Source organism: Streptomyces sp. Q6 (assembly GCF_036967205.1).
In the GTDB taxonomy this organism is placed as follows: Bacteria; Actinomycetota; Actinomycetes; order Streptomycetales; family Streptomycetaceae; genus Streptomyces; species Streptomyces citrinus.
Window position 1 is genome coordinate 2564850 of the sequence record NZ_CP146022.1, and the last position, 26071, is coordinate 2590920.

General features: G+C 72.6%; 19 protein-coding genes and 1 pseudogene. 11 read left to right on the forward strand and 9 right to left on the reverse strand.

Annotation, left to right across the window (positions count from 1 at the left end):
• Positions 1–20: 20 nt before the first annotated feature.
• Positions 21–1274: a sensor histidine kinase gene (locus V2W30_RS11995; protein WP_338696017.1), complete on the forward strand. Its 1254-nt coding sequence runs from the start codon at positions 21–23 to the stop codon at positions 1272–1274.
• 46 nt (positions 1275–1320) lie between these two features.
• The gene (locus V2W30_RS12000) at positions 1321–1953 is read left to right on the forward strand and encodes a response regulator transcription factor (protein WP_338703571.1); all 633 of its coding nucleotides are present in this window, start codon (positions 1321–1323) and stop codon (positions 1951–1953) included.
• 46 nt (positions 1954–1999) lie between these two features.
• Here the strand turns inward: V2W30_RS12000 and V2W30_RS12005 are convergent.
• A pseudogene (locus V2W30_RS12005) lies at positions 2000–3437 on the reverse strand (MFS transporter).
• 154 nt (positions 3438–3591) lie between these two features.
• Between V2W30_RS12005 and V2W30_RS12010 the strand changes: the two are divergent.
• Complete coding sequence (locus V2W30_RS12010; RefSeq protein WP_338696018.1) at positions 3592–4146, forward strand: GNAT family protein; 555 nt, start codon at positions 3592–3594, stop codon at positions 4144–4146.
• A gap of 243 nt (positions 4147–4389) precedes the next feature.
• On the opposite strand, the gene V2W30_RS12015 is transcribed toward V2W30_RS12010, so the two are convergent.
• The 4 genes from V2W30_RS12015 to V2W30_RS12030 all read right to left on the reverse strand — a co-directional run bounded on the left by V2W30_RS12015 (position 4390) and on the right by V2W30_RS12030 (position 8998).
• A complete protein-coding gene (locus V2W30_RS12015; RefSeq protein WP_338696019.1) occupies positions 4390–5583 on the reverse strand; it encodes a lipid-transfer protein in 1194 nt (397 codons plus the stop codon).
• Positions 5584–5652: 69 nt separating this feature from the next.
• Complete coding sequence (locus tag V2W30_RS12020; RefSeq protein WP_338696020.1) at positions 5653–6861, reverse strand: acyl-CoA dehydrogenase family protein; 1209 nt, start codon at positions 6859–6861, stop codon at positions 5653–5655.
• Between the two features lie 7 nt (positions 6862–6868).
• Positions 6869–8029, reverse strand: coding sequence for a CoA transferase (locus V2W30_RS12025; RefSeq protein WP_338696021.1), 1161 nt, complete (start codon positions 8027–8029; stop codon positions 6869–6871).
• Between the two features lie 63 nt (positions 8030–8092).
• Positions 8093–8998: a LysR substrate-binding domain-containing protein gene (locus tag V2W30_RS12030; RefSeq protein WP_338696023.1), complete on the reverse strand. Its 906-nt coding sequence runs from the start codon at positions 8996–8998 to the stop codon at positions 8093–8095.
• 122 nt (positions 8999–9120) lie between these two features.
• Between V2W30_RS12030 and V2W30_RS12035 the strand changes: the two genes are divergently transcribed.
• Entirely contained in the window at positions 9121–10608 is a 1488-nt protein-coding gene (locus V2W30_RS12035; protein ID WP_338696025.1) for a TerD family protein, read from the forward strand.
• Positions 10609–10646: 38 nt separating this feature from the next.
• Positions 10647–11222, forward strand: coding sequence for a hypothetical protein (locus tag V2W30_RS12040; protein ID WP_338696026.1), 576 nt, complete (start codon positions 10647–10649; stop codon positions 11220–11222).
• A gap of 99 nt (positions 11223–11321) precedes the next feature.
• Here V2W30_RS12040 and V2W30_RS12045 read toward each other — a convergent pair whose 3' ends face one another.
• Positions 11322–13499 (reverse strand): acyl-CoA dehydrogenase, encoded by a 2178-nt coding sequence (locus V2W30_RS12045; RefSeq protein ID WP_338696027.1) that lies wholly within the window; start codon positions 13497–13499, stop codon positions 11322–11324.
• 221 nt (positions 13500–13720) lie between these two features.
• On the opposite strand from V2W30_RS12045, the gene V2W30_RS12050 reads away from it, so the two are divergent.
• Positions 13721–15451, forward strand: a complete 1731-nt coding sequence (locus V2W30_RS12050; protein ID WP_338696028.1) for an MFS transporter — start codon at positions 13721–13723, stop codon at positions 15449–15451.
• Positions 15452–15718: 267 nt separating this feature from the next.
• Here the strand turns inward: V2W30_RS12050 and V2W30_RS12055 are convergent, their stop codons facing one another.
• Positions 15719–19564 carry an NACHT domain-containing protein gene (locus tag V2W30_RS12055; RefSeq protein ID WP_338696030.1) on the reverse strand — a complete coding sequence of 1282 codons (3846 nt, stop codon included), beginning with the start codon at positions 19562–19564 and terminating at the stop codon, positions 15719–15721.
• A 179-nt stretch (positions 19565–19743) separates the two neighbouring features.
• On the opposite strand from V2W30_RS12055, the gene V2W30_RS12060 reads away from it, so the two are divergent.
• Positions 19744–19950, forward strand: a complete 207-nt coding sequence (locus V2W30_RS12060) for a hypothetical protein (protein WP_338696032.1) — start codon at positions 19744–19746, stop codon at positions 19948–19950.
• A gap of 13 nt (positions 19951–19963) precedes the next feature.
• Here the strand turns inward: V2W30_RS12060 and pepE are convergent, their stop codons facing one another.
• The gene (gene pepE, locus V2W30_RS12065; RefSeq protein WP_338696034.1) at positions 19964–20686 is read right to left on the reverse strand and encodes a dipeptidase PepE; all 723 of its coding nucleotides are present in this window, start codon (positions 20684–20686) and stop codon (positions 19964–19966) included.
• 88 nt (positions 20687–20774) lie between these two features.
• On the reverse strand, positions 20775–21596 hold the full coding sequence (locus V2W30_RS12070) for an IclR family transcriptional regulator (RefSeq protein ID WP_338696036.1): 822 nt from the start codon (positions 21594–21596) through the stop codon (positions 20775–20777).
• A gap of 130 nt (positions 21597–21726) precedes the next feature.
• On the opposite strand from V2W30_RS12070, the gene V2W30_RS12075 reads away from it, so the two are divergent.
• The 4 genes from V2W30_RS12075 to V2W30_RS12090 are packed head-to-tail and all read left to right on the forward strand — an operon-like array spanning position 21727 to position 26054.
• Positions 21727–22680 (forward strand): DUF1177 domain-containing protein, encoded by a 954-nt coding sequence (locus V2W30_RS12075; protein ID WP_338696037.1) that lies wholly within the window; start codon positions 21727–21729, stop codon positions 22678–22680.
• Positions 22681–22684: 4 nt separating this feature from the next.
• Positions 22685–24052, forward strand: coding sequence for a cytosine permease (locus tag V2W30_RS12080; protein WP_338696039.1), 1368 nt, complete (start codon positions 22685–22687; stop codon positions 24050–24052).
• On the forward strand, positions 24049–25359 hold the full coding sequence (locus tag V2W30_RS12085) for a M20/M25/M40 family metallo-hydrolase (RefSeq protein WP_338696041.1): 1311 nt from the start codon (positions 24049–24051) through the stop codon (positions 25357–25359). Before V2W30_RS12080 ends, V2W30_RS12085 begins: the two co-directional genes overlap by 4 nt.
• A 35-nt stretch (positions 25360–25394) precedes the next feature.
• Complete coding sequence (locus V2W30_RS12090; protein ID WP_425244522.1) at positions 25395–26054, forward strand: class I SAM-dependent methyltransferase; 660 nt, start codon at positions 25395–25397, stop codon at positions 26052–26054.
• Positions 26055–26071: the final 17 nt, after the last annotated feature.

A 26071-nucleotide genomic window follows, 5' to 3' on the forward strand; every position in this document is an offset into this window, starting at 1 on the left:
TGGACAACGGGGGTTCGGACATGTCGATGCGGAACAGGGTGAGTCGCGGGGCGCGTGCGTGGCGGGACGCGCGGGCCGAGTGGAAGGCCGACCACGCGCGGGCGAAGGCGGCCCGCCGCGAGCACGGCAGGCCGGCCGAGGAACTGGGCCCGCCGCCCACCGGCTTCGCGCTGCTGCCGTGGCTCCTGATGGGCCTGGGCGCCGCCTCGAACCTGGTCCAGGGCAAGACCCCGCACCCGTGGGCGGGCGGCGCGGGCCTGCTCGTCTTCAACACCCTGTACGTGTATGTGGTGTTCAGGGCGTTCCACCGGCAGACGCGGCAGGCGCCGTCGACGCGGGCGGCGGTCGCCGCGATGACGCTGCTGACGTGCGCGCTCGCCGGCACGTACGGCGGGGCCTGGCTGGCGCTGTTCCCGCTGCTCGGGCTCGCCGTCGGCGCGGTGGCCCGCGGCCGGCACCTCGGCAGGGTCGGGCTCGGCCTGACCGTGCTCGCGGGGACCGTGGCCGGGCTGCGCGAGGGCTGGGACGCGGTGAGCGTCTCGTACGGCACGTTCCTGTCCACGATGGTGACGGCCGCGATCCTCTCGCTGTCCGAGACCGTACGGGAACTGCGGGACGCCCGCGAGGAGTTGGCCCGCCGGGCCGTCGAGCAGGAGCGGCTGCGGTTCTCCCGCGACCTGCACGATCTGCTCGGGCACACGCTGTCGGTGATCGTGGTGAAGTCGGAGGCGGCGCGGCGGCTCGCCCCGCGCAGCATGGACGCGGCCCTGGAGCAGGTGTCCGACATCGAGGCGGTCGGCCGGCAGGCCCTCACCGAGATCCGCGAGGCGGTCACCGGCTACCGCGAGGGCAGCCTCGCCACGGAACTCGACCGGGCGCGCTCGGCCCTGACGGCCGCCGCCGTCGAGCCGGTCGTACAGCTGTCGGGACCGCCGCTGTCGGCGCAAACGGAGGCGCTGCTCGGCTGGGTGGTGCGGGAGGCGGTGACCAATGTGGTGCGGCACAGCCGGGCCACCTCGTGCACGATCACCGTCGCGGGGACGGCGGAGCGGGTGCGGTTGCGGGTCTCGGACGACGGGGTCGGCGCGGGCGCGGCGCCGGGCGCGCCCGGGATCGGCGGCACGGGGCTGAAGGGACTCGCCGAGCGGCTCGCCACGGCGGGCGGTTCCCTGAAGGCGGAGCCCGGCGCGCGCGGCGGATTCACGGTGCGGGCCGAACTCCCCGTCGAGGAGCGGGAGTCGACGCCCGACGCCGCACTGACGGAGAGCGCCTGAGGCCCTGGGCGGGCCCCCTCCCCTTACCCTCTCCCCTGTGACAGAGATGCCGCAGGACCACCGTCCGGCCAAGAGTGTGCGGGTACTGCTCGCCGAGGATCAGGGCATGATGCGGGGCGCGCTCGCGCTGCTGCTCGGCCTGGAGCCGGACCTGGAGGTCGTCGCCCAGGTCGCCTCCGGAGACGTGATCGTCGACCGGGCGCTGGAGTGCCGCCCCGACGTGGCGCTCCTGGACATCGAACTGCCGGGTCTGAGCGGGCTGGACGCGGCCGCGCTGTTGCGGGACGAGGTGCCCGACTGCCGGGTCCTGATCCTCACGACGTTCGGGCGGCCCGGGTATCTGCGCCGGGCGATGGAGGCGGGGGCCGCCGGGTTCCTGGTGAAGGACGGGCCCGTCGAGGACCTGGCCGAGTCGATCCGCAAGGTGCTGCGCGGCGAGACGGTCGTCGACCCGGCGCTCGCCGCCGCCGCTCTGTCGGCGGGGCCCAGTCCGCTGACGGCGCGGGAGGCGGACGTGCTGCGGGCGTCCGCCGACGGGGCGACCGTCTCCGACATGGCCGCGCGGTTGCATCTGTCCGAGTCGACGGTGCGCAACTATCTCTCGGCGGCGATCGGGAAGACCTCCACCCGCAACCGGGCGGAGGCCCTCCGGGAGGCGCGTCAGCGGGGGTGGCTGTAGTCGCCGCGGGACCGGCGACGGTGCCGGGGCCCGCTGCTCGAGCGCACTAGGTGCCCGACTCGCTCGACGCGCGCGCCCGGGGCATCCACACCACGAGCACCACCACCGCGACCAGCAGGATGCCCGCCCCCACCCGGAAGGCGGCCGCGTAGCCGTCGGTCAGGGCTTGTGGGGTCGCCGAGCCCGCCGAGCGGCTCGCCGCGACCGTGGAGAGGATCGACAGGCCCAGCGCGCCGCCCAGCGTGCGTGACGTGTTGACCAGGCCCGAGACCAGACCCGCGTCGCGCGGCGCCGCGCCCGACGTCGCCAGAGAGGCGAGCGGCGTCATCGCGAGTCCGGCGCCGGCCATCATCACGATCCCGGGCAGCATGATCGTCGGCACGTACGAGCCGTCCGAGGCCATCGTCGACTGCCACGCGAACCCGGCGGCGGTCACCAGGACACCGGTCACCGCCACGTTCCGCGCGCCGAAGCGCGGCATCAGGCGCGGCGCGAACTTCGATCCGGCCACGACCGCCAGCGAGCTGGGGACGAGCGCGAGGCCGGCCTCGACCGGGGTGTAGCCGAGCACGTTCTGCGCGTAGAGGGTCATGAAGAACCACATGGCGAACGAGCCCATGCCGCACACGAACATCGCGGCGTTCGCGGCGGCCACCGACCGCACCTTGAACAGGCCGAGCGGCATCAGCGGCAGTCGCGTACGCGCTTCGACGACGAGGAAGGCGGCCATCAGCGCCAGCGCGACGGCCAGCGGCACGAGCGTCGCCGCCGCGCCCCAGCCCTCGGCCTCCGTCTGCACGATGCCGTAGGCGAGCAGTGCCGTGCCCGCCGTCACGAGCAGCGCGCCCGGCAGGTCGAGGCGGCGTTCGCCGTCGGCGCGGGACTCGCGGATCCAGCGGGCGGCGGCCGCGAGGACGACGGCGCCGAGCGGAACGTTGATGAGGAGCACCCAGCGCCAGTTCAGGCCCTCGGTGAGGACGCCGCCGACGAGTCCGCCGGCCGCGCCGCCGCCCGCGCCCACGGCGGTCCACGTCGCGATGGCGCGGCCCGCGCGGCGCCTTCGGGGACGGCCGAGGTGAGGATCGTGAGGGTCGAGGGGCGAGCACCGCCGCGCCGAGGCCCTGCACGGCGCGCGCCGTGAGCAGCTGCCAGTCGGACTGGGCGAGGCCGCCGGCGAGCGACGCGAGGGTGAACAGGCCGAGCCCGACGAGGAACATCCGCTTGCGCCCGAAGAGGTCGCCGGCCCGGCCGCCGAGGAGCATGAACCCGGCGAACGCGATCGAGTACGCGTTCACCACCCACTGGAGTCCGGTGGCGCTCATCCCGAGGTCGGCGCGCATCGAGGGCAGCGCGACGTTCACGACGGAGACGTCGAGGACGACGAGGAACTGCCCGGCGCAGGCCACGGCCACCACGAGCCAGGTGGGCGGGGCGGCCGAGCGGGGGCGTATCGCGGCATCGGACGTGGGCGGTGTGTGCAGCATGAACGTGATGGTCTCAGCCCGCGGGCGCCCCGTACATCAGGATTTGGGCCCATGGGCCGTGGTCCGCGCGGCATAGGCCGCCGGGCCTAGGGCCTGTCCGGGGGCGCCCGGAAACTCGTTGCCGGACCGTCGCCGAAGGGGTCAGACTCCCCGGATGACCCTCTCGCCCTTCGCCCGTAAACCTGTCCTGACCGGCGAGAGGACCGTGCTGCGGCCGTTCACCGAGGCCGACGCCGAGACGATGGCCGCGATCATCGAGGACCCCGAGGTCGTCCGGTTCACGGGTGGTCCCGCGTCCTTCGCTCCGGAGCGGCTGCGGTCCTGGTACGGCTCGCGCGGCGCCCAGGACGACCGGCTGGATCTGGCCGTCACCGATCGCGCCACCGGCGAGCTGGTCGGCGAGGTCGTCCTCAACGACTGGGACCCGGACCACCGCCACGCGACCTTCCGTACGCTCGTCGGTCCGCGCGGCCGGGGGCGCGGCCTGGGCACGGAGGCCGCGCGGCTGATCGTCGGGTACGGCTTCGCGACGGCCGGGCTGCACCGGATCGGCCTGGAGGCGTACGCGGACAACGTGCGGGCCCGCCATGTCTACGAGAAGCTCGGCTTCGTCGTCGAGGGCGTGCGCCGCCAGGTCGCCCTGCACGACGGCGTCTGGCGGGACGAGGTCGTGATGGGGCTGCTGGCCGAGGAGTGGAAGGCGGCCTAGGGGCTGCCCGGCGGATCGCGTCGCGGACGCGGGGTCTTGCCACACCGGCGCACCAGGGCACGGGCCACCCGAGCCGCGACCTGATCCGCCGGACGGGTCCTGGCGCCTGCCCGCCGGACCGGGCCGCCGGTCGGGCTCTGGGTCGTGGCCGCAAAGTCCCTCCTGCCCGCGACGCCTGGCACGCGCACGCGCTCTCGCCGCAGGGCCGCCCTGCGGGCGACGGAGGGGCTTTACGGACACGCGCTAGGCGTTCCGGCGCACCATCGTCACCACCGCCGCCCCGCCGAGTCCGATGTTGTGCGCGAGACCGACCCGGGCGCCGGCCACCTGCCTGGCTCCCGCCTCGCCCCTCAACTGCCACGTCAGTTCGGCGACCTGGGCGATACCGGTGGCGCCGAGCGGGTGGCCCTTGGAGATCAGTCCGCCGGACGGGTTCACGACCCAGCGGCCGCCGTACGTCGTCGCGCCGGACTCGACGAGTTTGCCCGACTCGCCCTCCCCGCACAGGCCGAGCGCCTCGTACGTGAGCAGTTCGTTGATGGAGAAGCAGTCGTGGAGCTCGATGACGTCCACGTCCCGCGCGTCCAGGCCCGACGCCTCGTAGACCTGGCGGGCCGCGTCCCGCGACATGGGCTGTCCGACGACGTCGACGCACGATCCGGAGGCGAAGGACTCCGCCGTGTCCGTGGTCATCGCCTGCGCCACGATCTCGACCGCCTTCTCCCCCAGTCCCCGTTCCTCCACGAAGCGTTCGGAGACGACGACGGCCGCCGCGGCGCCGTCGGACGTCGGCGAGCACTGGAGCTTGGTGAGCGGTGTGTGGATGGTCTTCGCGGCGAGGATCTCGTCGACGGTGTACGCGTCCTGGAACTGGGCGTACGGGTTGTTCACCGAGTGCCGGTGGTTCTTGGCGCCGACCGCGGCGAGCTGTGCCTCGGTGGTGCCATACGTCTCCATGTGCTCGCGGGCCGCGTCGCCGAAGATCTGGGCGGTGGGCGGGGACATCTCGAAGCCGTGGCGGGCGGCCATGATGCCGTAGTGGCGGGCGACCGGCGAGGTCCGGAAGTCGCCGCCGTCGGCGCCCCCGCCCAGCGCCCCGCGCTGCATCTTCTCGAAGCCGAGCGCGAGGACGCAGTCGCTCAGGCCGCCCTCGACGAACTGCCGCGCCAGCATCAGCGCGGTCGACCCGGTGGCGCAGTTGTTGTTGACGTTGTAGACGGGGACGCCGGTCAACCCCAGTTCGTAGACCGCGCGTTGACCGGCCGTGGAGGCCTGGAAGCAGTAGCCGACGGGGACCTGCTGGACGTCCTCGTAGGCGATCCCCGCGTCGGCGAGCGCCGCGCTTCCCGCCTGCTTGACCATGTCCCAGTACTGCCAGTCCCGCGTCTCGGGCTTCTCGAACCTGGTCATGCCGACGCCGACGATGTACGACTTCATGGCTGGGGCCTCCTGCCCGTATCTGATGACCCGTCAGATACTGGCAGGAGGTGCCGCGCGAGGGAAGACCTACCGGAAGGCGGCCAGTCCCGTCAGCGCCTGGCCGAGCGCCAGCGTGTGCATCTCGGTCGTGCCCTCGTACGTCAGCACGGACTCCAGGTTGTTGGCGTGCCGGATGACCGGGTATTCGAGGGAGATGCCGTTCGCGCCGAGGATCGTGCGGGCGGTGCGGCAGATCTCGATGGCCTCGCGGACGTTGTTCAGCTTGCCGAAGCTGATCTGGGCCGGGTGGACGCCGGCGTCCGAGTCCTTCAGGGCGGAGAGCTGGAGCGCGGTCAGCGTCGCCTTGTGGAGTTCGAGCGCCATGTCGACGAGCTTCTGCTGCGTGAGCTGGAACCCGGCGATCGGCTTGCCGAACTGCTCGCGCTGGAGGGCGTAGTCGCGCGCCGACCGCCATGCCGAGCGGGCCGCACCGGTGACGCCCCAGACGATGCCGTAGCGGGCCTCGTTCAGGCAGGTGAGGGGCGCGCCCACGCCGCGCGCCCGCGGCAGCAGGGCGGAGCCGGGGAGCCGGACGCGGTCCAGGACCAGCTCGCTGGTCACCGACGCGCGCAGCGACATCTTGTGCTTGATGAGCGGCGCCGAGAAGCCGGGGCTGTCGGTGGGGACGACGAATCCCCGTACGCCGTCCTCGGTCTGCGCCCAGACGACGGCGACGGCCGCGACCGAACCGTTCGTGATCCACATCTTGCGGCCGTCGAGGATCCAGTCTCCCCCAGTCTTCGACCGGGAGGTGCCCCCTCCGTCGCGGCGGGCCCGCGTCGTCATGGACGCCGGGTCGGAGCCGTGGTCGGGCTCGGTCAGGCCGAAGCAGCCGATCGCCTCGCCGGCCGCCATCCTCGGCAGCCACTCCTGCTTCTGCTCCTCGGAACCGAAGCGGTGGATGGCGAACATGGCGAGGGAGCCCTGGACGGAGACGAACGAGCGCAGACCGGAGTCCGTGGCCTCCAGCTCGCGGCAGGCGACGCCGTACGCGCGGGCCGACATCCCGGCGCAGCCGTAGCCCTCCAGGTGCATGCCGAGCAGGCCCATCTTGCCGAAGTCGCGGGCGAGTTCGGGCAGGGCGGGCAGCTCGCCGGACTCGAACCAGCCGGCGATGTGCGGCTCGACCTTGTCGTCGAGGTACTGGCGGACCGTGTCACGTACGGCGCGCTCCTCGTCGGTGAGGAGGGCCTCCAGGTTCAGCGGGTCGGTCGGGTCGAGCGCGGGGAACGGCATGGTGTCCTCAAACTCCTTGCTGCGTACGGTCGTTGTGCTGACCGAGGGTGGGAGGTGCGGTGCGTACGGCGGGGCGTACACCGTTGAAGCTGACGGGGAAGGCGACCTGGCGCAGGCGGCCCGCGGTGGGGTGCTCGACCTCCTGGACGATGCCGAGCGCCTCGGTCTGCGGGCAGGTGTACACCTCGTCGAGATGGCGGATGGCCGCGGCGGGCACGCCCGCCTTCTTGAGCGTGTCGCACCACTCGCCGACCGTGCGCCGTGCGAGGACGCGCGTCAACCGGTCGTTCAGGGCGGCCCTGTTGGCGACGCGGGCGGCGTTCGTGGCGAAGCGCTCGTCGTCGGCGAACGCGGCGAGGCCGAGGGTCTCGCACAGCGTGCGGAACAGCGCGTCGTTGCCGACGGCGATGACGAAGTGGCCGTCGGCGGCCTCGTACGCCTGGTACGGGACGAGGCTGGGGTGGCCCGAGCCGAGGCGGGTCGGGCGCTCCCCGGTGGCGAAGTGGGCGGTGGCCCAGTTGGCGTGCAGGGCGAGCTGGGTCTCGTACAGGGACGTCGTGACGTACTGGCCGCGGCCCGTGCGCGCGCGTTCGACGAGGGCCGAGGTGACGCCGATGAGGCCGAAGAGGGCGGCGCCGAGGTCGCCCATCGCGAAGCCCGCCTTGACGGGCGGTCCGTCCGGCTCGCCGGTCAGCGACATCAGCCCGGCGGCGGCCTGGGCGACCATGTCGTAACCGGGCTCGTCGCGCAGCGGGCCGCTCTCGCCGAAGGCGGAGATGTGCAGGACGACGAGGCGCGGGTGGCGCTCGGTCAGCTCGCGGTAGTCGAAGAGGCGGGCGAGGCCGCTGCCGGGCCGGAAGTTCTCGACGAGCACGTCGGCGTCGGCGAGCATCCGGTGCACCTCGGCCTGTCCGGCCGCCGACTTGAGATCGAGGGTGACGGAGCGCTTGTTGCGGTTGGCGGCCAGGTAGTACGTGGCGTCGTCGCCCTGGAACGGCGGGCCCCAGCGGCGCGTCGGGTCGCCGCCCTCGGGGTGCTCGACCTTGGTCACGTCGGCGCCGAGGTCGGCGAGGGACATCGTGGCGTACGGGCCCGCGAGGATCTTGGACAGGTCGACGACCTTGATCCCGGCGAGCGGTGCGGCGGTACCGGGCTGCGGCTCAGGCATGGAGATCACTCTGCCCGTGGGATTAAGTGCTGTCCAAGACTGATTCCGGCGTTCAGTGAGCCGCTACGCCACATAATCGGGCGGCGTCGGCAGGACGCGCTCGGCGATCTCCAGGACGGCCGCGAGGGCGGCGCTGTCGTTCCCGGTGCGCCAGGCGAGGGCGATCGGCAGCACCGGCACGCCCTCCCCGACCAGCGGCCTGAACACCACGTGCTCCAGATGGATGGAGCGCGCCGACCCGACCACGACGGCCACCCCGACCCCGGCGCCCACCAGGGCCAGGAGGTTGTACGAGTCCGGGGCCTCCTGCGCGATCCGGGGCGCGAACCCGGCGTCGTGGCACCCCTGCACCATGGCCTCGCGGACCGCCGAACCGCGCGCGACCGGGAAGGTGACGACACGCTCCTGGGCGAGGTCGGCGAAGGTGATGCCCTCCCGGGCGGCGAGCCGGTGCCCTTCGGGCAGGGCGCAGACGAGCCGCTCGGCGCGGACCACGCGGGCGGTGATGCCCCGGCGCACCGGCAGGGCCGCCACCCCGAGATCGATGGTGCCGTCGGTGAGCCGGGCCAGCGCCTCGCCGGTGAAGATCTGCCCCTCCAACACCAGCTCCACACCCGGGAGTTCGGCGTTCACGGCACGGGTGAGGGCGGGCAGCGCGGCATAGGCGCTGGCCCCGCCGAAGCCGACGGTGACGCGGCCCGTCTCGCCGAGGTGCGCGGTGCGCACGGTGCGGCGCAGGGTGGCCGCGTCGGCGAGCAGCCGCCGCGCGGGTTCGACGAGGGCCTGCCCGGCGGGGGTGAGGCGGACGGTGCGGGTGGTCCGGTCGAAGAGCCGTACGCCCAGGTCGCGTTCGAGCAGTCGGATCTGCTGGCTGAGCGGCGACTGGGCGATGTGCAGTCGCTCGGCGGCCCGCCCGAAGTGCAGTTCCTCGGCGACGGCGACGAACCCGGTGAGGTGTTTGAGCTCCACGGGGCGACGATACGTGCCCCGATCCGGGTGCCCGGTACATCGGCGTGTGGCATGCTCCGCTCCTGGATCGCTGTGGCGATCGAGTGATGCCTACGTGAAGAAAATGCGGAGGGGGCTGTTCCGTGGGGGATCTGACCAAAGGGGCCAACACGTTCGTGCCGACGGTGCCGTTGCGCATCGCGGTACGCAGTTGGATGCGGGCCGGAGCGCTGCTGCTCACGGCCGACGGCACGGTCCGGGGGGACCACGACATCGTGTTCGACGGGGCGCCGACCCATCCGACGGGCGCGGTGCGGCTCGCCGGGGGCGCGGACGGCACGGTCTGGCTGGAGACGTCGCTGCCCGAGCTGACGGCGGACGTCGAGCGGGTGCTCGTCGTCGGCTTCACGCGGGGCGGCACGGTACGCGAGACGGGGGTCCCGTCGGTGGAGGCGTACGCGCAGGACGGGACGCCGGTCGCCCGGTACGAGGTGGACGCCGCCGAGATCGGGGCCGAAACCGCCCTGGTGCTCGGCGAGTTGTACCGGCGCGCGGGCGGCTGGAAGTTCCGGGCGGTGGGCCAGGGGTACGTGGGCGGCCTGGAGAGCCTGGCGGCGGACCACGGGGTGGGGTCGCTCACGGCGGCGGCCGCGCCCGCCTCTCCCGTACCGCCCGCCTCTCCCGTACCGCCCGCCTCTCCCGTACCGCCCGCCGCTGCGGTCCCGGCCGACGCTCCGCAGGCGGTGCCGTTCGCGCCGCCCGCCGCACCGGCACAGATACCGGCACCGGCACCGGCATCTATACCGAGTCCGGCACCGGCCCCCGCGCCGACGCCGACCGTCGCGGTCCCGGCGCCGGGCGCCGTCCCCGCCCAGGCCCATGCCGCGGCCCCGGCCCCGGCGCCTCGACAGGCCGGGCGGGACTGGACGTTCGGTCCGACCTTCGAGCCGCGCACGCTCACCGGCCGCGACAACGACGTCCTCCAGGTGAACGGCCTCCCGCCGGGCCCGGTCATCGTCGAGCTGCTCGTCAAGGGCGACGGCTGGACGTGCCTGGCCCCGCTCAACCGCCGCAACAAAGAGGGCGACACCCTCGTCAACAGCACCGAGGACGACTTCCAGGGGCGGCTGCTCACCACCGTCCCGCAGAGCGGCCCGCTGCGTCTGCGGCTCCAGGCCGACGGCGCCTGGCAGGCCACGGTGCTGCCGCTCGTCGCGGCCCACCGCCTGACCGGCGAGTGGCTGGAGTGGCGTGGCCCCGACGTGCTGCTGCACACCGGCGGCCCGGCCGACTTCGCCGTCCGCTACAAGGGCGACAGCAACCTCATCGTCCAGCGCTACGAGCTCACCGGCCACACCGATCACGCGACGCTCCCGCGCGGCGAGAACTTCATCAACGAGATCGGCGCCCGCCGCGAGACCCACCCCCTGCCCGAGGGGCCGGTGATCGTCCAGCTGGAGATGGCGGACGGTCCCTGGCGGGCCAGGCTCAAGGGCGGCGGGCACCCCGAGGACGCCCCGCACGACGAGGGACAGGCCGCGGCGGCGCCGTTCGGCGCGTTCACCGTCCCCGGGCCGGAGAAGACGGAGGGCGACCGCAGGTCGCGCTGGGGCTGGCGCGGCAGGGGCTGACCGGACGGCTTGTCAGTGGCGTCTGCTGCAATCACTCCATGACCGCAGCAGACGCCGCCCGCCGGCTCCCCGACATCCCGACCCTGCGCGCCCGGTGTCGCGCCCTCGCGGGGGCGGAGGCCCTGATCAACCCCTCGGGCGAGTACGCCTATCACGGGTACACCGCCGCCTGGAGCCCGACCAAGGAGGTCTTCTCGGTGGACAACGGCTCGGGGGACGACTGCGCGGTCGTCTTCGGCCCCGACGGCGTCTACATCCGGGTCTTCAGCCATGAGTCCGTGATGAGCCCGTACGGCGACGACGACGAGCAGCCGTGGCCGGGCGTCCTCGACTCGCTCCCGGCCGTGTTCCGCCGGTACGTGGACGAGCCCGCGTTCACGGACGACGGCCTGCCGCGCGTCACCGGCTGCATCTGGCGCGAGACCGGTGACACGCGCTGGCACACCGGCGACATCGACTTCCCCGAGGACGAGGAGGACGCGGACGGCGCCGAGTGGCTGCTCGAACTGCTCCTGGAGGGAACCCCGGAGGCGTTCCGCGACTGGGCCGAGGAGTACTACGAGCGGCCGGTGGACCTGGCCGCCGTGCGCCGCGTATTTGAGGCTGCGGCCTAGAGCCTCTGGACGTACGAGGCCGCGGCCCCGACCCCTTCGACGTACGAGGACGCGGCTCGGCCTCCTGGGTGTGTGAGTTCGCGGCCCAGCCCCGGCCCGTCAGTCCCTGGGCAGCCCCAGGATCCGTTCCGCCACCACGTTGAGCTGCACCTGTGTCGTCCCTCCGGCGATCGTCAGGCACCGCGACAGCAGGAAGCCGTGGAGGGCGCGCTCCCCCGGTCCCTCCCTCAACGCACCGGCGGGGCCGAGGAGTTCGAGGGCCAGTTCCGCGACCTTCTGCTGGTGCGGCGTCTGGACCAGTTTGCGGACCGAGGCGCCCGCGCCGGGCTCCTCGCCCGCGACCTGCCGCGTCGTCGTGCGCAGACCGACGCAGGCGAGCGCGTGCGCCTCCGCCGCGAGCGCGCCGATCCGCGCCCGGTACGCGCCGTCGAGGTCGCCCGCGCGTGCCAGGAGCGCCTCCAGACCCGTGTCGAAGGTCAACTGGTCGGCCATGTGGACGCGTTCGTTGCCGAGCGTGTGGCGGGCGACGCGCCAGCCGTCGTCGACCTCGCCGACCACCGCGTCGGCGGGCAGCAGGACGTCGTCGAAGTAGACCTCGTTGAAGAGGGAGTCGCCGGTGATCTCGCGCAGGGGGCGGATGTCGATGCCGTCGGTGTGCTTCATGTCGACGAGGAAGTAGGTCAGACCCTTGTGCTTGGGCGCGTCCGGGTTGGTGCGGGCCAGCAGGATGCCGTGGTCGGCCCATTGCGCGGCGCTCGTCCACACCTTCTGCCCGTTGATCCGCCACCGCCCGTCGGGCATCCGCTCCGCGCGCGTGCGCAGCGAGGCGAGGTCGGAGCCCGCGCCGGGTTCCGAGAAGAGCTGGCACCACAGGACGTCGCCGCGCAGGGTCGCCGGGAGGTGCCGCTCACGCTGCGCCTCGGTGCCGTACGTCAGAAGGGAGGGGACGACCCAGGTCGCGATGCCGAGGTCGCTCACCTTCACGCCCGCCGCCCTCAACTCCTCCTGGACGGCGAGCTGTTGGACGGGCCCGGCGCCCAGTCCGTACGGCGGCGGCAGGTGCGGGGCCGCGTATCCGGTGGGTGCGAGGGCGCGGCGGGCAGCCGCCGGGTCGAGGCCGCGGGCACCCTCGACGACGCCGCGGGCGCTCTCCCGGTACGCGTCGGCCTCCGCCGGCAGATCGAGCCGCAGTTCGCGGCGGGCCCCGGACTCCGCGAGCCGCACGGCCCGCAGCCGGTGCGCGTCCCCGGCGCCGAGCAGTTGCCGGGCGACGACGGCCCGGCGCAGATAGAGGTGGGCGTCGTGCTCCCAGGTGAAGCCGATGCCGCCGAGGATCTGCACGCAGTCCTTGGCGCAGCTGTACGCGGCGTCGAGCGCGGCCCCGGCGGCGAGCGCGGCGACCAGGCCGCGCACGTCGGCGGCGGTCCCCTCCTCCAGCGCCCGCGCCGCGTCCCACACCAGGGCGCAGGACTGCTCGACCCGTACGAGCATGTCGGCGCAGAGGTGCTTGACGCCCTGGAACCGGCCGATGGGCCGCCCGAACTGCTCGCGCACCTTGGCGTGCTCGGCGGCCGTGCCGAGCGCCCAGGCGGCGTTCCCGCACGCGTCGGCCGCGAGCAGCACGGCCGCGAGGTCCCGCACGAGCGCGGAGTCGACGTCGAGGACGCGGGCGGCGGGGACGACGGCGCCGGTCGCGACGACCTCGGCGGTGGGCCGGGTCGGGTCGGCGCTCTCGTGGGCCCGGACGGTGAGGCCCGGGGTGCCGGCGTCGACGGCGAGCCACAGGTCGCCGGAGTCGCCCCGCGCCGCGAGGACGAGCAGGTCGGCGTCGGCCCCGGTGAGGACCGGTGGCGCGGTCCCGTCGAGCACGATCCCGTCGGGCCCGGCGACCGCGCCGATCCCGCCGGGTCCGAGCGCGACGGCGCCGATCCGGCCGCCCTCGGCGAGGCTCCGCGCCAGGTCGCCCCGGCCGGCCCGGCGCAGCAGCTCGGCCGCGAGCACGCTGCCCAGGAACGGTCCGGGCAGCGCCGCACGCCCCGCCTCCTCGGCGACCACGGCGAGATCGAGCAGGGTCCCGCCCCCGCCTCCGTACGCCTCGGGGAGGTGCACGCCGAGCAGCCCCTGCCCGGCGGCGCCGTCCCAGTAGAGGGGGCGGTGGCCCGGGGCGGGCGGGGCGTCGAGCAGTTTGCGCACCTCTTCGGGCGGTACGGCGCGCGCGATCCAGCCGCGCACGGATTCCGCGAGTTCCCGCTGTTCCTGCGTGATGGCGATGCCCATGGCGCGCACGGTAGAACACGTTCCAGTAGAGCGGAAGACCGAATCTGACACTGGGTCAGAAACGGCGAGGCCCTGGACCACGTAATGAAAAGGTCAAGGTTTGCACTGGTACGACGATCGTCGGAATAGTCGCCCGAGGAAACAGGTTCGGGTTACACGCAACCTGCCCGCACACCGCCGTGCACGCGACCCCCCAACCTGCCTTCCGGAGGCCCTCCGTAATGTCACAGCCGACGACCCCAACCCGCCGAACAGGCGGCGTCGTCCCCGTCCTCGCCTTCGCCGGCATCGTCGTGGCGGTCATGCAGACGCTGCTCGTCCCGGTGATCAAGGACCTGCCCGAGCTGCTGAGCACCGCACCCTCCAACGCCACGTGGGTCCTCACCGCGACCCTGCTCGCCGGCGCCGTCGCCACCCCGATCATGGGCCGCCTCGGTGACCTCGCGGGCAAGCGCCGGATGCTCCTCACCAGCCTCGCCATCATGGTCGTCGGCTCCCTCATCTGCGGTTTCACCGACAACCTGATCGTGATGATCGTCGGCCGCGCGCTCCAGGGCTTCGCCATGGGCGCCATCCCGCTGGGCATCGGCCTGATGCGCGACATGCTGCCGCGCGAGAAGCTCGGCTCGGCGATGGCCCTGATGTCCTCGTCCATCGGCGTCGGCGGTGGCCTGGCCCTGCCGCTCGCCGCGCTCGTCGCCCAGCACGCCGACTGGCACGCGCTGTTCTTCGGCGCCGCCGGCCTCGGCGTCGTCTCGATCGTCCTCACCCTCGTCTTCGTCCCGGAGAGCCCGCTGCGGGCCCAGGGAACGTTCGACATCGCGGGCGCGGTCGGCCTCTCCGTCGGCCTCGTCCTCCTCCTGCTGCCGATCACCAAGGGCAGCGACTGGGGCTGGAGCAGCGGCACCACGCTCGGCCTGTTCGCCGCGGCGCTCGTCGTCCTGCTCGCCTGGGGCGCGATGGAGCTGCGCCTGAAGGCCCCGCTCGTCGACCTGCGCACCACGGCCCGCCGCGAGGTCCTGCTCACGAACCTCGCCTCGATCATGGTCGGTGTCGCCTTCTACGCGATCTCCCTGGTCCTGCCCCAGCTCCTCCAGCTCCCCTCCGCCACCGGCTACGGCCTCGGCCAGTCGATGGTCGTCGCCGGTCTGTGCGTGGCGCCGCTGGGCCTGACGATGATGTTCACGGCCCCGGTCTACGCCCGCCTTTCGGCGAAGTTCGGCCCGAAGGTCACCCTCATCCTCGGCATGCTGATCATCGCGATCGGCTACGGCGCGGGCCTCGGCCTGATGAGCGCCCCCTGGCAGACGATCGTGATCTCGGTCATCGTCGGCGCGGGCATCGGCCTCGCGTACTCCTCGCTCCCGGCCCTGATCATCGGCGCGGTCGACCCGTCCGAGACCGGCGCGGCCAACGGCCTCAACACCCTGATGCGCTCCATCGGCACCTCGGTGTCGTCGGCGGTCATCGGCATGGTCCTGGCCAACACCGCCGACCACGTGGGCGGCGTCGCGATCCCGACCATGCACGGCTTCCGCGTCTCGTTCCTGATCGCCACCGCGGCGGTCGCGATCGGTGTCGTCCTGGCCCTGTTCCTGCCCCAGCGCAAGGTCGCCGTCGTCCAGCTGCGCGCCAGCAGCGAGGAGGACGCCAACCTGGCCAACGCCGAAGAGGTCCTCGCCCACTTCCGCGGCCAGGTCCTCGACCCGGCGGGCATGCCCGTCGCCCGCGCCAAGGTGACGCTCATCGACCGCCGCGGCCGCCAGGCCGGCGCGGCGCTGACCGACCTCGAAGGCCACTACGCCCTCGACGTCCCGGACGCCGGCGCGTACGTCCTCGCGGTCACCGCCGCGGGCCACGCCCCGCGCGCCTCGGCCGCCACGCACCACGGCGAGAACCGCCCGGTACGGGTGGACCTGGCGCTGGAGGCGGTCGCCGAGTCGGTCCGGTAGGCGCCACCGCGGGCGGCTCGGTCGCGGAGGCACTCGAACGGGACAGCCGCCCGGGGGCGTCGTACGGCACGACGCCCCCGGGCGGCTGTCGCCGCCCCGCGACCGGACTCGGCGACTTCACCGCGGGTGGGGTTGCGAGGGGGTCGGGCAGCACGGAGTGCGCGTCGGCGGCACCGGAGGGGACTGCCTGAAGTCGCCATCCCCGCCGGCGCCGTCCGTGACTCCGAGGCCCGGCGCGCTGTCACTTCCAGGTCGCGCCGGAGACGTTCAGGGCGTTCGTGGCGGGGGTGGTCCGCAGTCGGGACCAGCGGTCGCGAGGGCCAGCACCCGCTGGGCCGATTCCATCGGTGGCAGCCCGGCAGAGCCGTGGGCCAGTGCGGCGATCAGCTCCAGCACCTCCGGGTCGTCGGAACAGTGCTCCGCGACAGCGTGCACCGCCGACTCCAGGACGGTCTCATCCGTCTCACCGCGCACGGCGTCCAGCACCAGGGCGCGAACACCCGGATCGCCCCACCATCGGTCGGCCAGCATCTGCAGAGCCGTGCCGCGCAGGTCCAGCGCGCCCTGCCGTACCAGCGCCAGGAAGAGCGGCAGTGAGTCCTCGTGCCGCCGCCAGTACCGGAGAGAGCAGAGGAAGTCCCGGTCCACGTACGAGAACAGTTCCTCGCTGTGCAGTTCACGTACCCGTTCCTCAGCGACGGCCCGCACCTCCGCGTCGCCCGGCCAGTGCTCGACCAGCAGCCGCAACGCGAGGGCCCGAGTGGCCGGATCGGTCTCCACTCGGGGCATGTCCATGAGCAGGGCCCGCACCTCCGTGGAGCCCGGCCAGTGGCGCACCAGTGCGCGCAGCGCCGCCTCGCGCACGTCCAGGTCACCCTCGGTGGCCGCCGAGTCGATCAGCAGCCGGTACACGTCCTCGCCCTGCGGCCATCGTTCGGCCACCAGTCCCAGCGTGTCCACGTGCTCCCCCGCACGCGCCAGGTCGAAGGCCAGTGCGCGGACCTCGGGGTCCGCCGGCCATCTATCGGCCAGCGCACGCACCGCGGTGCCGCGCAGGTTCCGGTCGGCATCGGTCCGCGCCACCTCGAAGAGCTCGTTCCGGTCGGTGGCGTCCTTGCGCCACAGGTCTTCGAGGACCTCCCGCGCCACGTAGTGCAAGGTCGCGTCATTGTCACCGGTGGCAAGGGTCCGGAGCAGCTGACGCGTCGGCCCGTGATCCGGCCGTAGTCGGGCGAGCAAGCGTGTCGCGGACTCCCGTACCGGCCAGAGCGCGTCGCCCTGTACCCATCCGGCGAACAGGTCGTGGATCTCCGGATCCTGTCCCCAGTGGTCCATGAGCCCGCGCATGGCGACCTGCGGCACGGTGTAGTCGTCGTCGAGCGACGCCCACGCGATGAGGAGCGTCCGGACGTCGACGTCACCGGGCCGATGCCGGGCGAGCAGCCGCAGGATTTCGCCCGGCATGTCCGCACGGGTCTCGCCTCTCACCCTCGGGCCGATGCGGGGCATGTGCGGACCGAGGGCGGCGGCCCAGCGTTCGACGACCGCCTCGTGGTCCACGTCGTCCGCGAACCGTACGTTCGAGCGGCGGAGGATTTCACGCAGCAGGAATCGGACGCCGTCGCCGGCCGGCCGGGCCTCGGCCAGTGCCCACAGGGCCACCCACCGCACTCTCGCCGAGACCTGTTCCCGGGCCACCGCGGAGAACACCGCAAGCGCGCCCGTGTCGCCCCGCCAGTTTCGTGCCAGTCCCCCCAGCGCGGTCCGCCGCACCTCCTCGTCCTCTCCCTCCCGGGCCAGGTCACGGAGCAGCCCGTACACCTCGCTGTCGCTCGGCCAGCCCTCGGCCAGCGCCTCGAGGAAGAGCACCCGGTCGAACGGGCTGTACGCGTCGCGCGTGAAGCGGATCAGCTCCTCCCGGGACGGCCGGAGCAGGCAGACGATGCGCGGTGTGTCCGTGCTCGGGGAGAACTGGCCACGCGTGCGGAACCAGGCGAGGAATGCCTCCCTGCCCACCCAGTAGGGACCGAACGACGCCAGTGCCGAGAAGACCGGGGTCAACTCGACGGGCACCCACGGAGTGTTGAGCACATCCGTCAGGGCCTTGACGGCCCGCTCGCTCTGACTGTTCAGCAGGCCGATCTTCGGGACCTCCGCGAGCGCCCGGATGGCGACCTCCAGCAGAGCGGTCGTGCCGAGGTCGCCCCGGCCGTCGTGGAGATCGAGGAGACGGTCGATCGCTGCCGCCGCGTCCGACGGCTGCAACTGGCCGATGAGCAGCAGGAGTACCTCGTGCCAGGCCGGGTCGTGCGCATGCGGGGCGATCACCTGATCCAGGAGCTCCTGCGGCGTCCACGCCCGGCCCCGCGTATAGCGCTGGTAGATGTCGGCGGCCAGGTGCTCCAGGAAGGCGCGGTGGACGAAACCGTAGACCTCGCTGCCGTACCGGGCGAGGATGAAGTTGCGTTCACGCAGCTGCGAGACCAGCGCCCGCGCGCCCGTCCTGGCGGGGCCGAGTGGCAGCCCGTACTGCTCCAGCTGGGTGCGCAGCAGTTCTTCGAGGTCGTCTCCGTGGATGTGGTTCCCGGCGATACCGTGCGTGCCCGCCTGCATGGCGTGCGCCAGCATCATCAGCACCTCTTGGCGGTCGAGGCCGTCGAGGACGTCCTTGATGGCGGGCGGAAGATCGGCTTCCAGGTGTTTGGCCTGCTGGTCCCACTGCGCCGTGAGAACGGTCACGGCCTGCCGGTACACACCGATACGGTCCTTGGGCAGGGGCTGGCGGCGGCCGACGATCGCCAGAATGGTCAACAGCAGCGGGTTTCCGGCGAGTTCACGGATCGGCCGGGAGTCGCGCACCGCGTCCTGGAGGCGCTGGGCGAGCAGGGCCGCCTTCTCGGTGTCCGTGGGCGCCGACAGCGTGTACCAGCGCTCGGTGAACGTGGCGATCTGCTCCGTGTCGAGGTCCTGAAGCATGTAGTGCGTGAAGTCCGCGCCGTCGAAGACGTGGCGCTTGTACCCGATGACACGCGACGTCACCACGATGCGAGCCTGCGGCCAGCGCGCGGCGAAGGCGGCGATCTGTTCCGAGGCGGCCTGGCGCACCTTGGGGTCGAAGACCTCGTCGAGACCGTCGAAGACGACCACGGCTCGGCCCGTGTGCAGCAGATGACGCAGCACGGACGGTGGCACGCACAGGCCGAGCTGGTCCTGACGGTGCGCGAGGAAGTCCTCGTACGTCCGCTGGTGCCACTGCGGTTCGGCGTACTGCCTGAGTTCGACGATGACGCCCACCCGGTCGGCGAGCGCCGGTGGGACGTCTGCGCGTGACCCGCTGCCCGCGAGTGTGAGGGCCAGGTACTTCGCCAGTGTCGACTTGCCGGCTCCGGGGTCCCCGAGGAGCACGTGCTTACGGGTGTCCTTCTCGCCCAGCACCTGGAGCACGGGTCGTGTCGGGCGCTGCTCGTACGCGCCCCGCAGCTCCTTGAGTGCGTCCAGGGTGCCGCTCGGCAGGTGGTCGGACTCCGGCAGCTCCCCCGATTCGACCAGCCTGCGGACCAGTTCGCGCGGTAGCTCCACGGGCGGCGGGTCCGCCCGGACGCCGGGCTCGACGAAGACCTCCCTGAGCCGGATGTCGGGGTGGCGGCCCTGGTCGTCGAGCGGCAGCAGCACCTCCAGGTCCAGGTGGCCCCAGGTCTCCCGGGCCCGCTCGGCGTACGCGGTGAGGGCGGCCTCGATGTCGTGCGCCGTCGCGTCGGATACGCCGCCCGCCTCCAAGAACCTGACCAGCGCGGTGTGTTCGGCCTTCCAGACGGTCAGGTCGAAGAGGGCGGGTGAGGCAGGGGACTTCGTGGCGGCGGCGTGCGCCCGGCAGGCCGCGACGAACGAGGCGACCACGTCCCAGTCGGGCGCCTTCACGCCCTTCCCCGACAGCAGCCGGCTCACCGTGTTCGCCGTCAGGGCCCGGCCGCCCGGCGCCTTGCCCGCCATGCGTCCGGAGGCCGCCACGAGGTCGGCGTTCTTCGCGCCCGCCGCGTCTCGCAGGTCACGCAAGCGGTGCGTGAACCCGCGGCGCGCGACCACGTCCGGACCGTCAGCATCATGCGTCGTCATCGCCCCACCCCGAGCTCCGCGTGTCACGGCGTACCGAGCCGTCCCAAGGCTCGCGCTCAAGGTAGGCGACGACCTGCGACGACGTCAGCCGAATCCCAACTCGACACCGCTTGAAGGCCGTTGAGGGTATCGCGACGCAGGCTCACCTCATCGCATCCGCTTCCCGCCAGGAGGTCACCGTGAACTCGCTCCTCACCGACACACTCACCGCGCTCGGCCCGCTCGGCACCCTCGCCCTGCTCGTCTTCCTGCTGCTCTTCACCGGCATCGTGCTGCCCGCCGTATGGTCCCGGCACGCGTACCGCCGCACCGCGGCGCGACAGACCCTGACCGCGCTCGCCGACATCGGCCACCGTCTGCTGCGCCGCGTAGGGCCACCGCGGTGATTCCCCTGCCGGACTACGAGGCGTCGAACCGCGCCTCGATCTCCAGGAGTTCGGACACGTCCGACCCCGCCGCCAGTTCCTGGGGCTCGGCCCCGCGTCGGAACAGTCGCGCGGGGTGGGCGCCCTCCACCGAGGCGCGGGCGTCCGCGACCCGCAGCCACGAGCCCTCCCGGAGGCCGAGCACCGGCACGTCGTTCTCCTCCAGGAACTCCGTGAGGCGCTCCTCGCGGGTCTCGCCCTTGTGCGTGGAGGACGGGTCCGGGTCCAGGTAGTGCGGGTTGATCTGGAAGGGGACCAGGCCCAGCGCCTCGAAGGACGGGGGCTGCACGATCGGCATGTCGTTGGTCGTACGCAGCGTCGGCGCGGCCATGTTGGTGCCCGCGCTGGCCCCCATGTAGGGCAGGCCCGCGCGGACCGCCTTGGCCAGCGCGTCCCGCAGCCCCGTCCGGTACAGCGCACTCAGCAGCCGGAAGGAGTTGCCGCCGCCGATGAACACCGCGTCCGCGGCCGAGAGTTGAGCGAGCGGGTCGTCGCCCTCGTGGACTCCGTGGACCTCGATCCCGGCCCCGTCGAGCGCGCCGCGCACCCGCGCCGTGTACGCGTCGTGGTCGGCGAGCGCGTACGGCACGAACGCCAGGCGGGCCTTCGCGGGCAGGAAGCCGGTGACGATGTCGAGGGCGTGCTCCAGGTAACCCCGGCCGTACTGGGTGGAGTTGGAGAGCAGCAGCAGGTTCATGGCGCGGGTGGCTCCTAATCGATGTCGGCGACAAGCGGTGTGCGCGGTTCAGTTGACGTCCGTACGGCTCAGTTGACGTCCGTACGGCTCAGTTGGCGTCCGTTCGGCCGCGCCGGGTGCGCTGCGGCGGGTGCGTGAGGCGCCGCTCCAGCACCTGGGCCGCCTTGCGCAGCGCGTCGAGCCGGTCGGCGGGGCCGTGCGGGAAGCGCTCCTTGGCGGCGCCGAGGCTGAGGCTCCCGTACGGCTCGCGGCCCAGGAAGACGGGCACGGCGACGGTGCCGATCCCGGCGTCGTACTCACCGACCGTCCAGGCGTAGCCCTGGGCGCGGACGGCGAGGAACTCCCGCTCCAGCTCGTCCGGATCGGTCACCGTGCGCTCGGTGAAGCGGGCCATGGGGCGGCCGCGGAAGAGCCGGTGGCGCTGGTCGTCCGGCAGGAACGCGTAGTAGGACTTGCTGGTGGCGCCCGCGTGCGCCGGGTACAGCTCGCCGACCAGCGGGTAGTAGCGCAGCGGCCCTTCCTCGCCCTCGACGGCGGCCACGCAGCGCATGTGGAAGCTGTCGGGCAGGCAGAACAGGACCGTGTCACCGGTGGCCGCGCGCAGCTCCTCCAGGACCGGGTTGGCCAGCAGCTCCAGTGAGCCCGAGCGCTCCCACAGCCGCCCGAGGCGCAGCACCGCCGGGCCGATCCGGTAGCGCCGGGTCGCCGGGTCCGAGACCAGGAAGCCGCGCCCGGCCAGCGTCGAGAGCAGCCGCTGGGCGACCGACGTGTCCCAGCCGAACTCGGCGGCGACCTCCGTCACGCCCCAGTCCGGCCGCGTCCGCTCGAAGGCGAGCAGCACCAGCAGGGCCCGGTCGACGGTCTGCAGCGCGCCGGCCGGGGTCTTCCGGTCGAGCGGGATCTCCGGCACGCCATCTCACCATCCAGACCTGAATTGCAAATAACGGGAAACAGTTGCGGACAACGCTAGCCGATCCCGAATCTGCTGTCAGCACCGGTGGAACTCGCGACCGGGCGCCGAGCAGTGAGAGGGACCCCGCATGTTGAAGTACGTCCTCGATGTCGTCGATCTGCTGGACGACCCCGATGCCGACGGCAAGCGCGCCGTCGCCTATCTCGACTCGGTCGCGGGCCCCGAGGGCTCCGGGGCCGAGGTCACCACCGTGGCGGGTGAGCGCGGCTCCACCGACTTCGTCCTCGTCCGCGTCCCGGGCTCCAAGGGCCGCAGCCGCGGCGGCGACGCCCGCACCCTCGGCGTCGTCGGCCGCCTCGGCGGGGTCGGCGCCCGGCCCGAGATGACCGGCCTCGTCTCCGACGCGGACGGCGCCGCCGCCGCGCTCGCGACCGCCGCCAAGCTCCTCGACATGCGCCGCCGCGGCGACGTGCTCGACGGAGATGTGGTGATCGCCACCCACATCTGCCCGGACGCGCCGACCGCGCCGCACGACCCGGTGCCCTTCATGGACTCCCCGGTCGACATCGCGACGATGAACCGGCACGAGGTGACCGCCGACATGGAGGCCGTGCTCTCCATCGACACCACCAAGGGCAACCGCATCATCAACCACAAGGGCCTCGCCCTGTCGCCCACCGTCAAGGAGGGCTGGGTGCTGCGGGTCAGCGAGCCGCTCGGCGAACTGCTCGCGGTCGTCACCGGTGAGCCGTTGGTCACGTACCCCGTGACCACGCAGGACATCACCCCGTACGGTAACGGTGTACATCACATCAATTCGATCCTCCAGCCGGCCACGGCGACCGCCGCCCCGGTCGTCGGCCTCGCGGTCACCTCGGCCGCGGCGGTCCCCGGCTGCCAGACCGGCGCCAGCCACGAGAGCGACATCGCGGCCGCGGCCCGGTTCGCCGTCGAGACCGCGAAGGCCTACGGCGGCGGGCGCATCGACTTCCACGACGCCGGGGAGTTCGACGCCCTGGTGAGCCGCTACGGCTCACTCGCCCACCTCCAGACCCTCGGCAACGCACCTACGGAGTCGTGACGCCATGGCCACCACGAAGAAGAACGTGGGCAGCGACGACTACGCGCTGTCCAGAGTCCCGCGGGACAAGCGACTCGGCTTCTGGACGATGCTGCTCCAGTGGCTCGCCCAGTCCGGCTCCATCTCGCAGTTCACCCTGGGCGCCACCATCGGCGTCGGCATGACCTTCGGTGACGCCTTCCTCGCCTTCACGCTCGGCGCCGTCATCCTCGAAGTCGTCATCTTCCTGATCGGCATGGCCGGCATGCGCGAAGGGCTCGCGACGCCGCTGCTGACCCGCTGGGTCGGCTTCGGCCGCAACGGCTCCGCGCTCGTCAGCTTCGTGATCGCCGTCAGCCTCGTGGGCTGGTTCGGCGTCCAGAACACGATCTTCGGCAACAGCGTCTCGTCGCTCGTCGGCGGCCCGTCGTGGCTGTGGTGCGTCGTCGCGGGCCTCGCCATCACCGTCCTCGTGATCTTCGGCTTCCGCTACATGGCCGTCTTCGCGAAGATCGTCACCCCGCTGTTCTTCGCGATGGTCGCCTGGTCCGTGATCGACGCGCTCAGCGAGCACTCCATCGGCGACCTGATCAGTTCCCCGCCGCCCGGCCAGGCCATCCCGCTGTCCGTCGCCGCCACCGCCATCGCGGGCGGCTACATGACCGGCGCGATCGTCGCCCCGGAGATGACCCGCTACAACAAGAAGGGCAGCCACGTCTTCCTCCAGACGGCGTCCTCGATGATCCTCTCCGAGTACCTCGTGGGCCTGACCGGCGTCCTGCTCGGCCACATGGTCAAGAGCAACGAGGTCTCGCAGATCGTGCTCTCCACGTCCGGCGTCTTCGGCGTCCTCGTCGTCCTGATGTCGACGGCGAAGATCAACGACTGGAACCTGTACGGCTCCTCGCTCGGCGTCGTCAACTTCTTCCAGGTCGTCTTCAGGAAGCGCCTGCACCGCGGCGCCGTCACCATCGCCCTCGGCATCGCCGGCACCGCCCTCTCCGCGGTCGGCATCATGACCCACTTCACCGAGTTCCTCTCGGTGCTCGGCGTGGCCATCCCGCCCGTCGGCGGCATCGTCGTCGCCGAGTACTGGGTGGTCCGCTCGATGCGCAAGCCGCTCGACGAGACCCGGGAAGCGGGCACGCTGCCCGCCACCTCGCCGACCTGGGTCCCCCTGTCCCTCGTCATCTGGGCCGCCGCCTTCTGCGTCGGCAAGTTCTACGACGGCGGCATCCCGGCCCTGAACTCCCTGGCCACCGCGTTCGTCCTCTACACCGTGCTCGGGCTGCTCGGCTGGATCAGGACGTACGGCACCACCACCCTGGACGACGCGGACGACGCGGACACGCTCCCCGTCACCGCCGAGCAGTCCCCCGTAGGAGCGGCATGAACATCCTTGCTTCCGAGGACGCCCAGCGCGACGTCGTCGAACTCTGCGCCGAGCTGATCCGTTTCGACACCTCCAACCCGACCAGCGACGAGCGGGCCTGCGCCGACTGGGTCGTGGACCGCCTCGCCGAGGTCGGTATCGCCTCCGAACTCGTGGAGAGCGCCCCGGGCCGGGCCAGCGTCATCGCCCGTATCGAGGGCACCGACCGCTCCCGCGGCGCGCTCCTCGTCCACGGCCACCTGGACGTCGTCCCCGCCGACGCCGCCGAGTGGCAGGTGCCGCCCTTCTCCGGCGAGATCCGCGACGGCTACCTCTGGGGCCGCGGCGCCATCGACATGAAGGACACGGTGGCCGTCATGCTGGCCACCGCCCGGCATTTCGCCCGTACGGACATCAGGCCGTCCCGCGACCTCGTGCTCGCGTTCCTCGCCGACGAGGAAGCGGGCGGGAAGTTCGGCGCGCACTGGCTCGTCGAGCACCGCCCCGACCTGTTCGCGGGCGTGACCGAGGCGATCGGCGAGGGCGGCGGATTCTCGTACGCGCTCGACGACACCCGGCGCCTCTACCCGATCGAGAACGCCCAGCGCGGCATGGCCTGGATGGAGCTCACCGCGACGGGCCGGGCCGGGCACGGCTCGTCCCCCAACGACGAGAACGCGGTCACCGACCTCGCCGAATCCCTCACCCGTATCGGCCGCCACACCTTCCCCGTCCGCCTCATCGAGCCGGTGCGCGCCCTGCTCCAGAAGGCCGCCGACCTCCAGGGCGTGGACATCGACCTCGCGGCCGAGGACCTGGACGCCGAGCTGGCCAAGCTGGGCCACGTCGCGGACTTCATGCAGGTGGTGCTCCGCAACTCCGCGAACCCCACCATGTTCACCGCCGGCTACCAGACCAACGTCATCCCCGGAAAGGCCACGGCCCGCGTCGACGGCCGCTTCCTGCCCGGTCACGAACAAGAACTCGTCGACACCATCGACCGGCTGCTCCTGCCCTCCGTCTCCCGCGAGTGGGTCAACCACGACATCGCCATGGAGACGACGTTCGACGGCCCGCTCGTCGACGCCATGTGCGCGGCCGTGCGCGCCGAGGACCCGGACGGCCACCCGGTCCCCTACTGCAACCCCGGCGGCACCGACGCCAAGGCCTTCACCAAGCTCGGCATCCGCTGCTTCGGCTTCAAGGGCCTCAAGCTGCCCGCCGACCTGGACTACGGACGGCTCTTCCACGGCGTCGACGAACGCGTCCCCCTGGACGGGCTGCGCTTCGGCGTCCGCGTCATGACCCGGCTGTGGCAGGGCTGCTGAGCGGGCGCCCGGCGGCGTACGGCAGCATGAACGGCATGACCACCACAAGCCACAGGCCCGCGCCGGAGATCCTCGCCGCCTTCGAGAGCGCCAAGGGCTTCATGCCGCTCGGCGAGGGGCTCGCGCTGTACGCCGCCGCCGTCGAGGCCGCGGCGCTCGGGCTGCCGCTCCTGGAGGTCGGCACGTACTGCGGGCGCTCCACGATCCTGCTCGCCGACGCCGCCCGCGCGGCCGAGGTGACGGCCCTGACCGTCGACCACCACCGCGGCAGCGAGGAGCAGCAGCCCGGCTGGGACTTCCACGACCCGGAGACGGTCGACCCGGTGGTCGGCGCGATGGACACGCTCCCCACGTTCCGGCGCACGCTGCACGCGGCGGGCCTGGAGGACCACGTGGTCGCGCTCGTCGGAAAGTCCCCGCGGGTGGCGCAGGTGTGGGGCGGGCCGCTCGGGTTCGTCTTCATCGACGGCGGCCACACCGACGAGCACGCGACCGCCGACTACGAGGGCTGGGCCCCGCACGTCGCCGACGGCGGACTCCTGCTCATCCACGACGTGTTCCCCGTCAAGCACGACGAGTGGACCGGCCAGGCCCCGTACCGCGTGTACCGGCGGGCCCTCGCGTCCGGCGCGTTCACCGAGGTCTCGGCACACGACTCGTTGCGCGTCCTGCGTCGAACCGGCGCGGGGATCTGAGCTCGCGGTTAGGGTCG

Bases quoted from the DNA above. Each gene is read 5' to 3' on its own strand.
- V2W30_RS12015 (WP_338696019.1), bottom strand. From the start codon at position 5,583: ATGAAGTCGTACATCGTCGGCGTCGGCATGACCAGGTTCGAGAAGCCC.
- V2W30_RS12010 (WP_338696018.1), top strand. From the start codon at position 3,592: ATGACCCTCTCGCCCTTCGCCCGTAAACCTGTCCTGACCGGCGAGAGG.
- V2W30_RS11995 (WP_338696017.1), top strand. From the start codon at position 21: ATGTCGATGCGGAACAGGGTGAGTCGCGGGGCGCGTGCGTGGCGGGAC.
- V2W30_RS12085 (WP_338696041.1), top strand. From the start codon at position 24,049: ATGAACATCCTTGCTTCCGAGGACGCCCAGCGCGACGTCGTCGAACTC.
- pepE (WP_338696034.1), bottom strand. From the start codon at position 20,686: ATGAACCTGCTGCTGCTCTCCAACTCCACCCAGTACGGCCGGGGTTAC.
- V2W30_RS12075 (WP_338696037.1), top strand. From the start codon at position 21,727: ATGTTGAAGTACGTCCTCGATGTCGTCGATCTGCTGGACGACCCCGAT.
- V2W30_RS12000 (WP_338703571.1), top strand. From the start codon at position 1,321: ATGCCGCAGGACCACCGTCCGGCCAAGAGTGTGCGGGTACTGCTCGCC.
- V2W30_RS12090 (WP_425244522.1), top strand. From the start codon at position 25,395: ATGACCACCACAAGCCACAGGCCCGCGCCGGAGATCCTCGCCGCCTTC.
- V2W30_RS12050 (WP_338696028.1), top strand. From the start codon at position 13,721: ATGTCACAGCCGACGACCCCAACCCGCCGAACAGGCGGCGTCGTCCCC.
- V2W30_RS12020 (WP_338696020.1), bottom strand. From the start codon at position 6,861: ATGCCGTTCCCCGCGCTCGACCCGACCGACCCGCTGAACCTGGAGGCC.
- V2W30_RS12045 (WP_338696027.1), bottom strand. From the start codon at position 13,499: ATGGGCATCGCCATCACGCAGGAACAGCGGGAACTCGCGGAATCCGTG.
- V2W30_RS12040 (WP_338696026.1), top strand. From the start codon at position 10,647: ATGACCGCAGCAGACGCCGCCCGCCGGCTCCCCGACATCCCGACCCTG.
- V2W30_RS12080 (WP_338696039.1), top strand. From the start codon at position 22,685: ATGGCCACCACGAAGAAGAACGTGGGCAGCGACGACTACGCGCTGTCC.
- V2W30_RS12055 (WP_338696030.1), bottom strand. From the start codon at position 19,564: ATGACGACGCATGATGCTGACGGTCCGGACGTGGTCGCGCGCCGCGGG.
- V2W30_RS12025 (WP_338696021.1), bottom strand. From the start codon at position 8,029: ATGCCTGAGCCGCAGCCCGGTACCGCCGCACCGCTCGCCGGGATCAAG.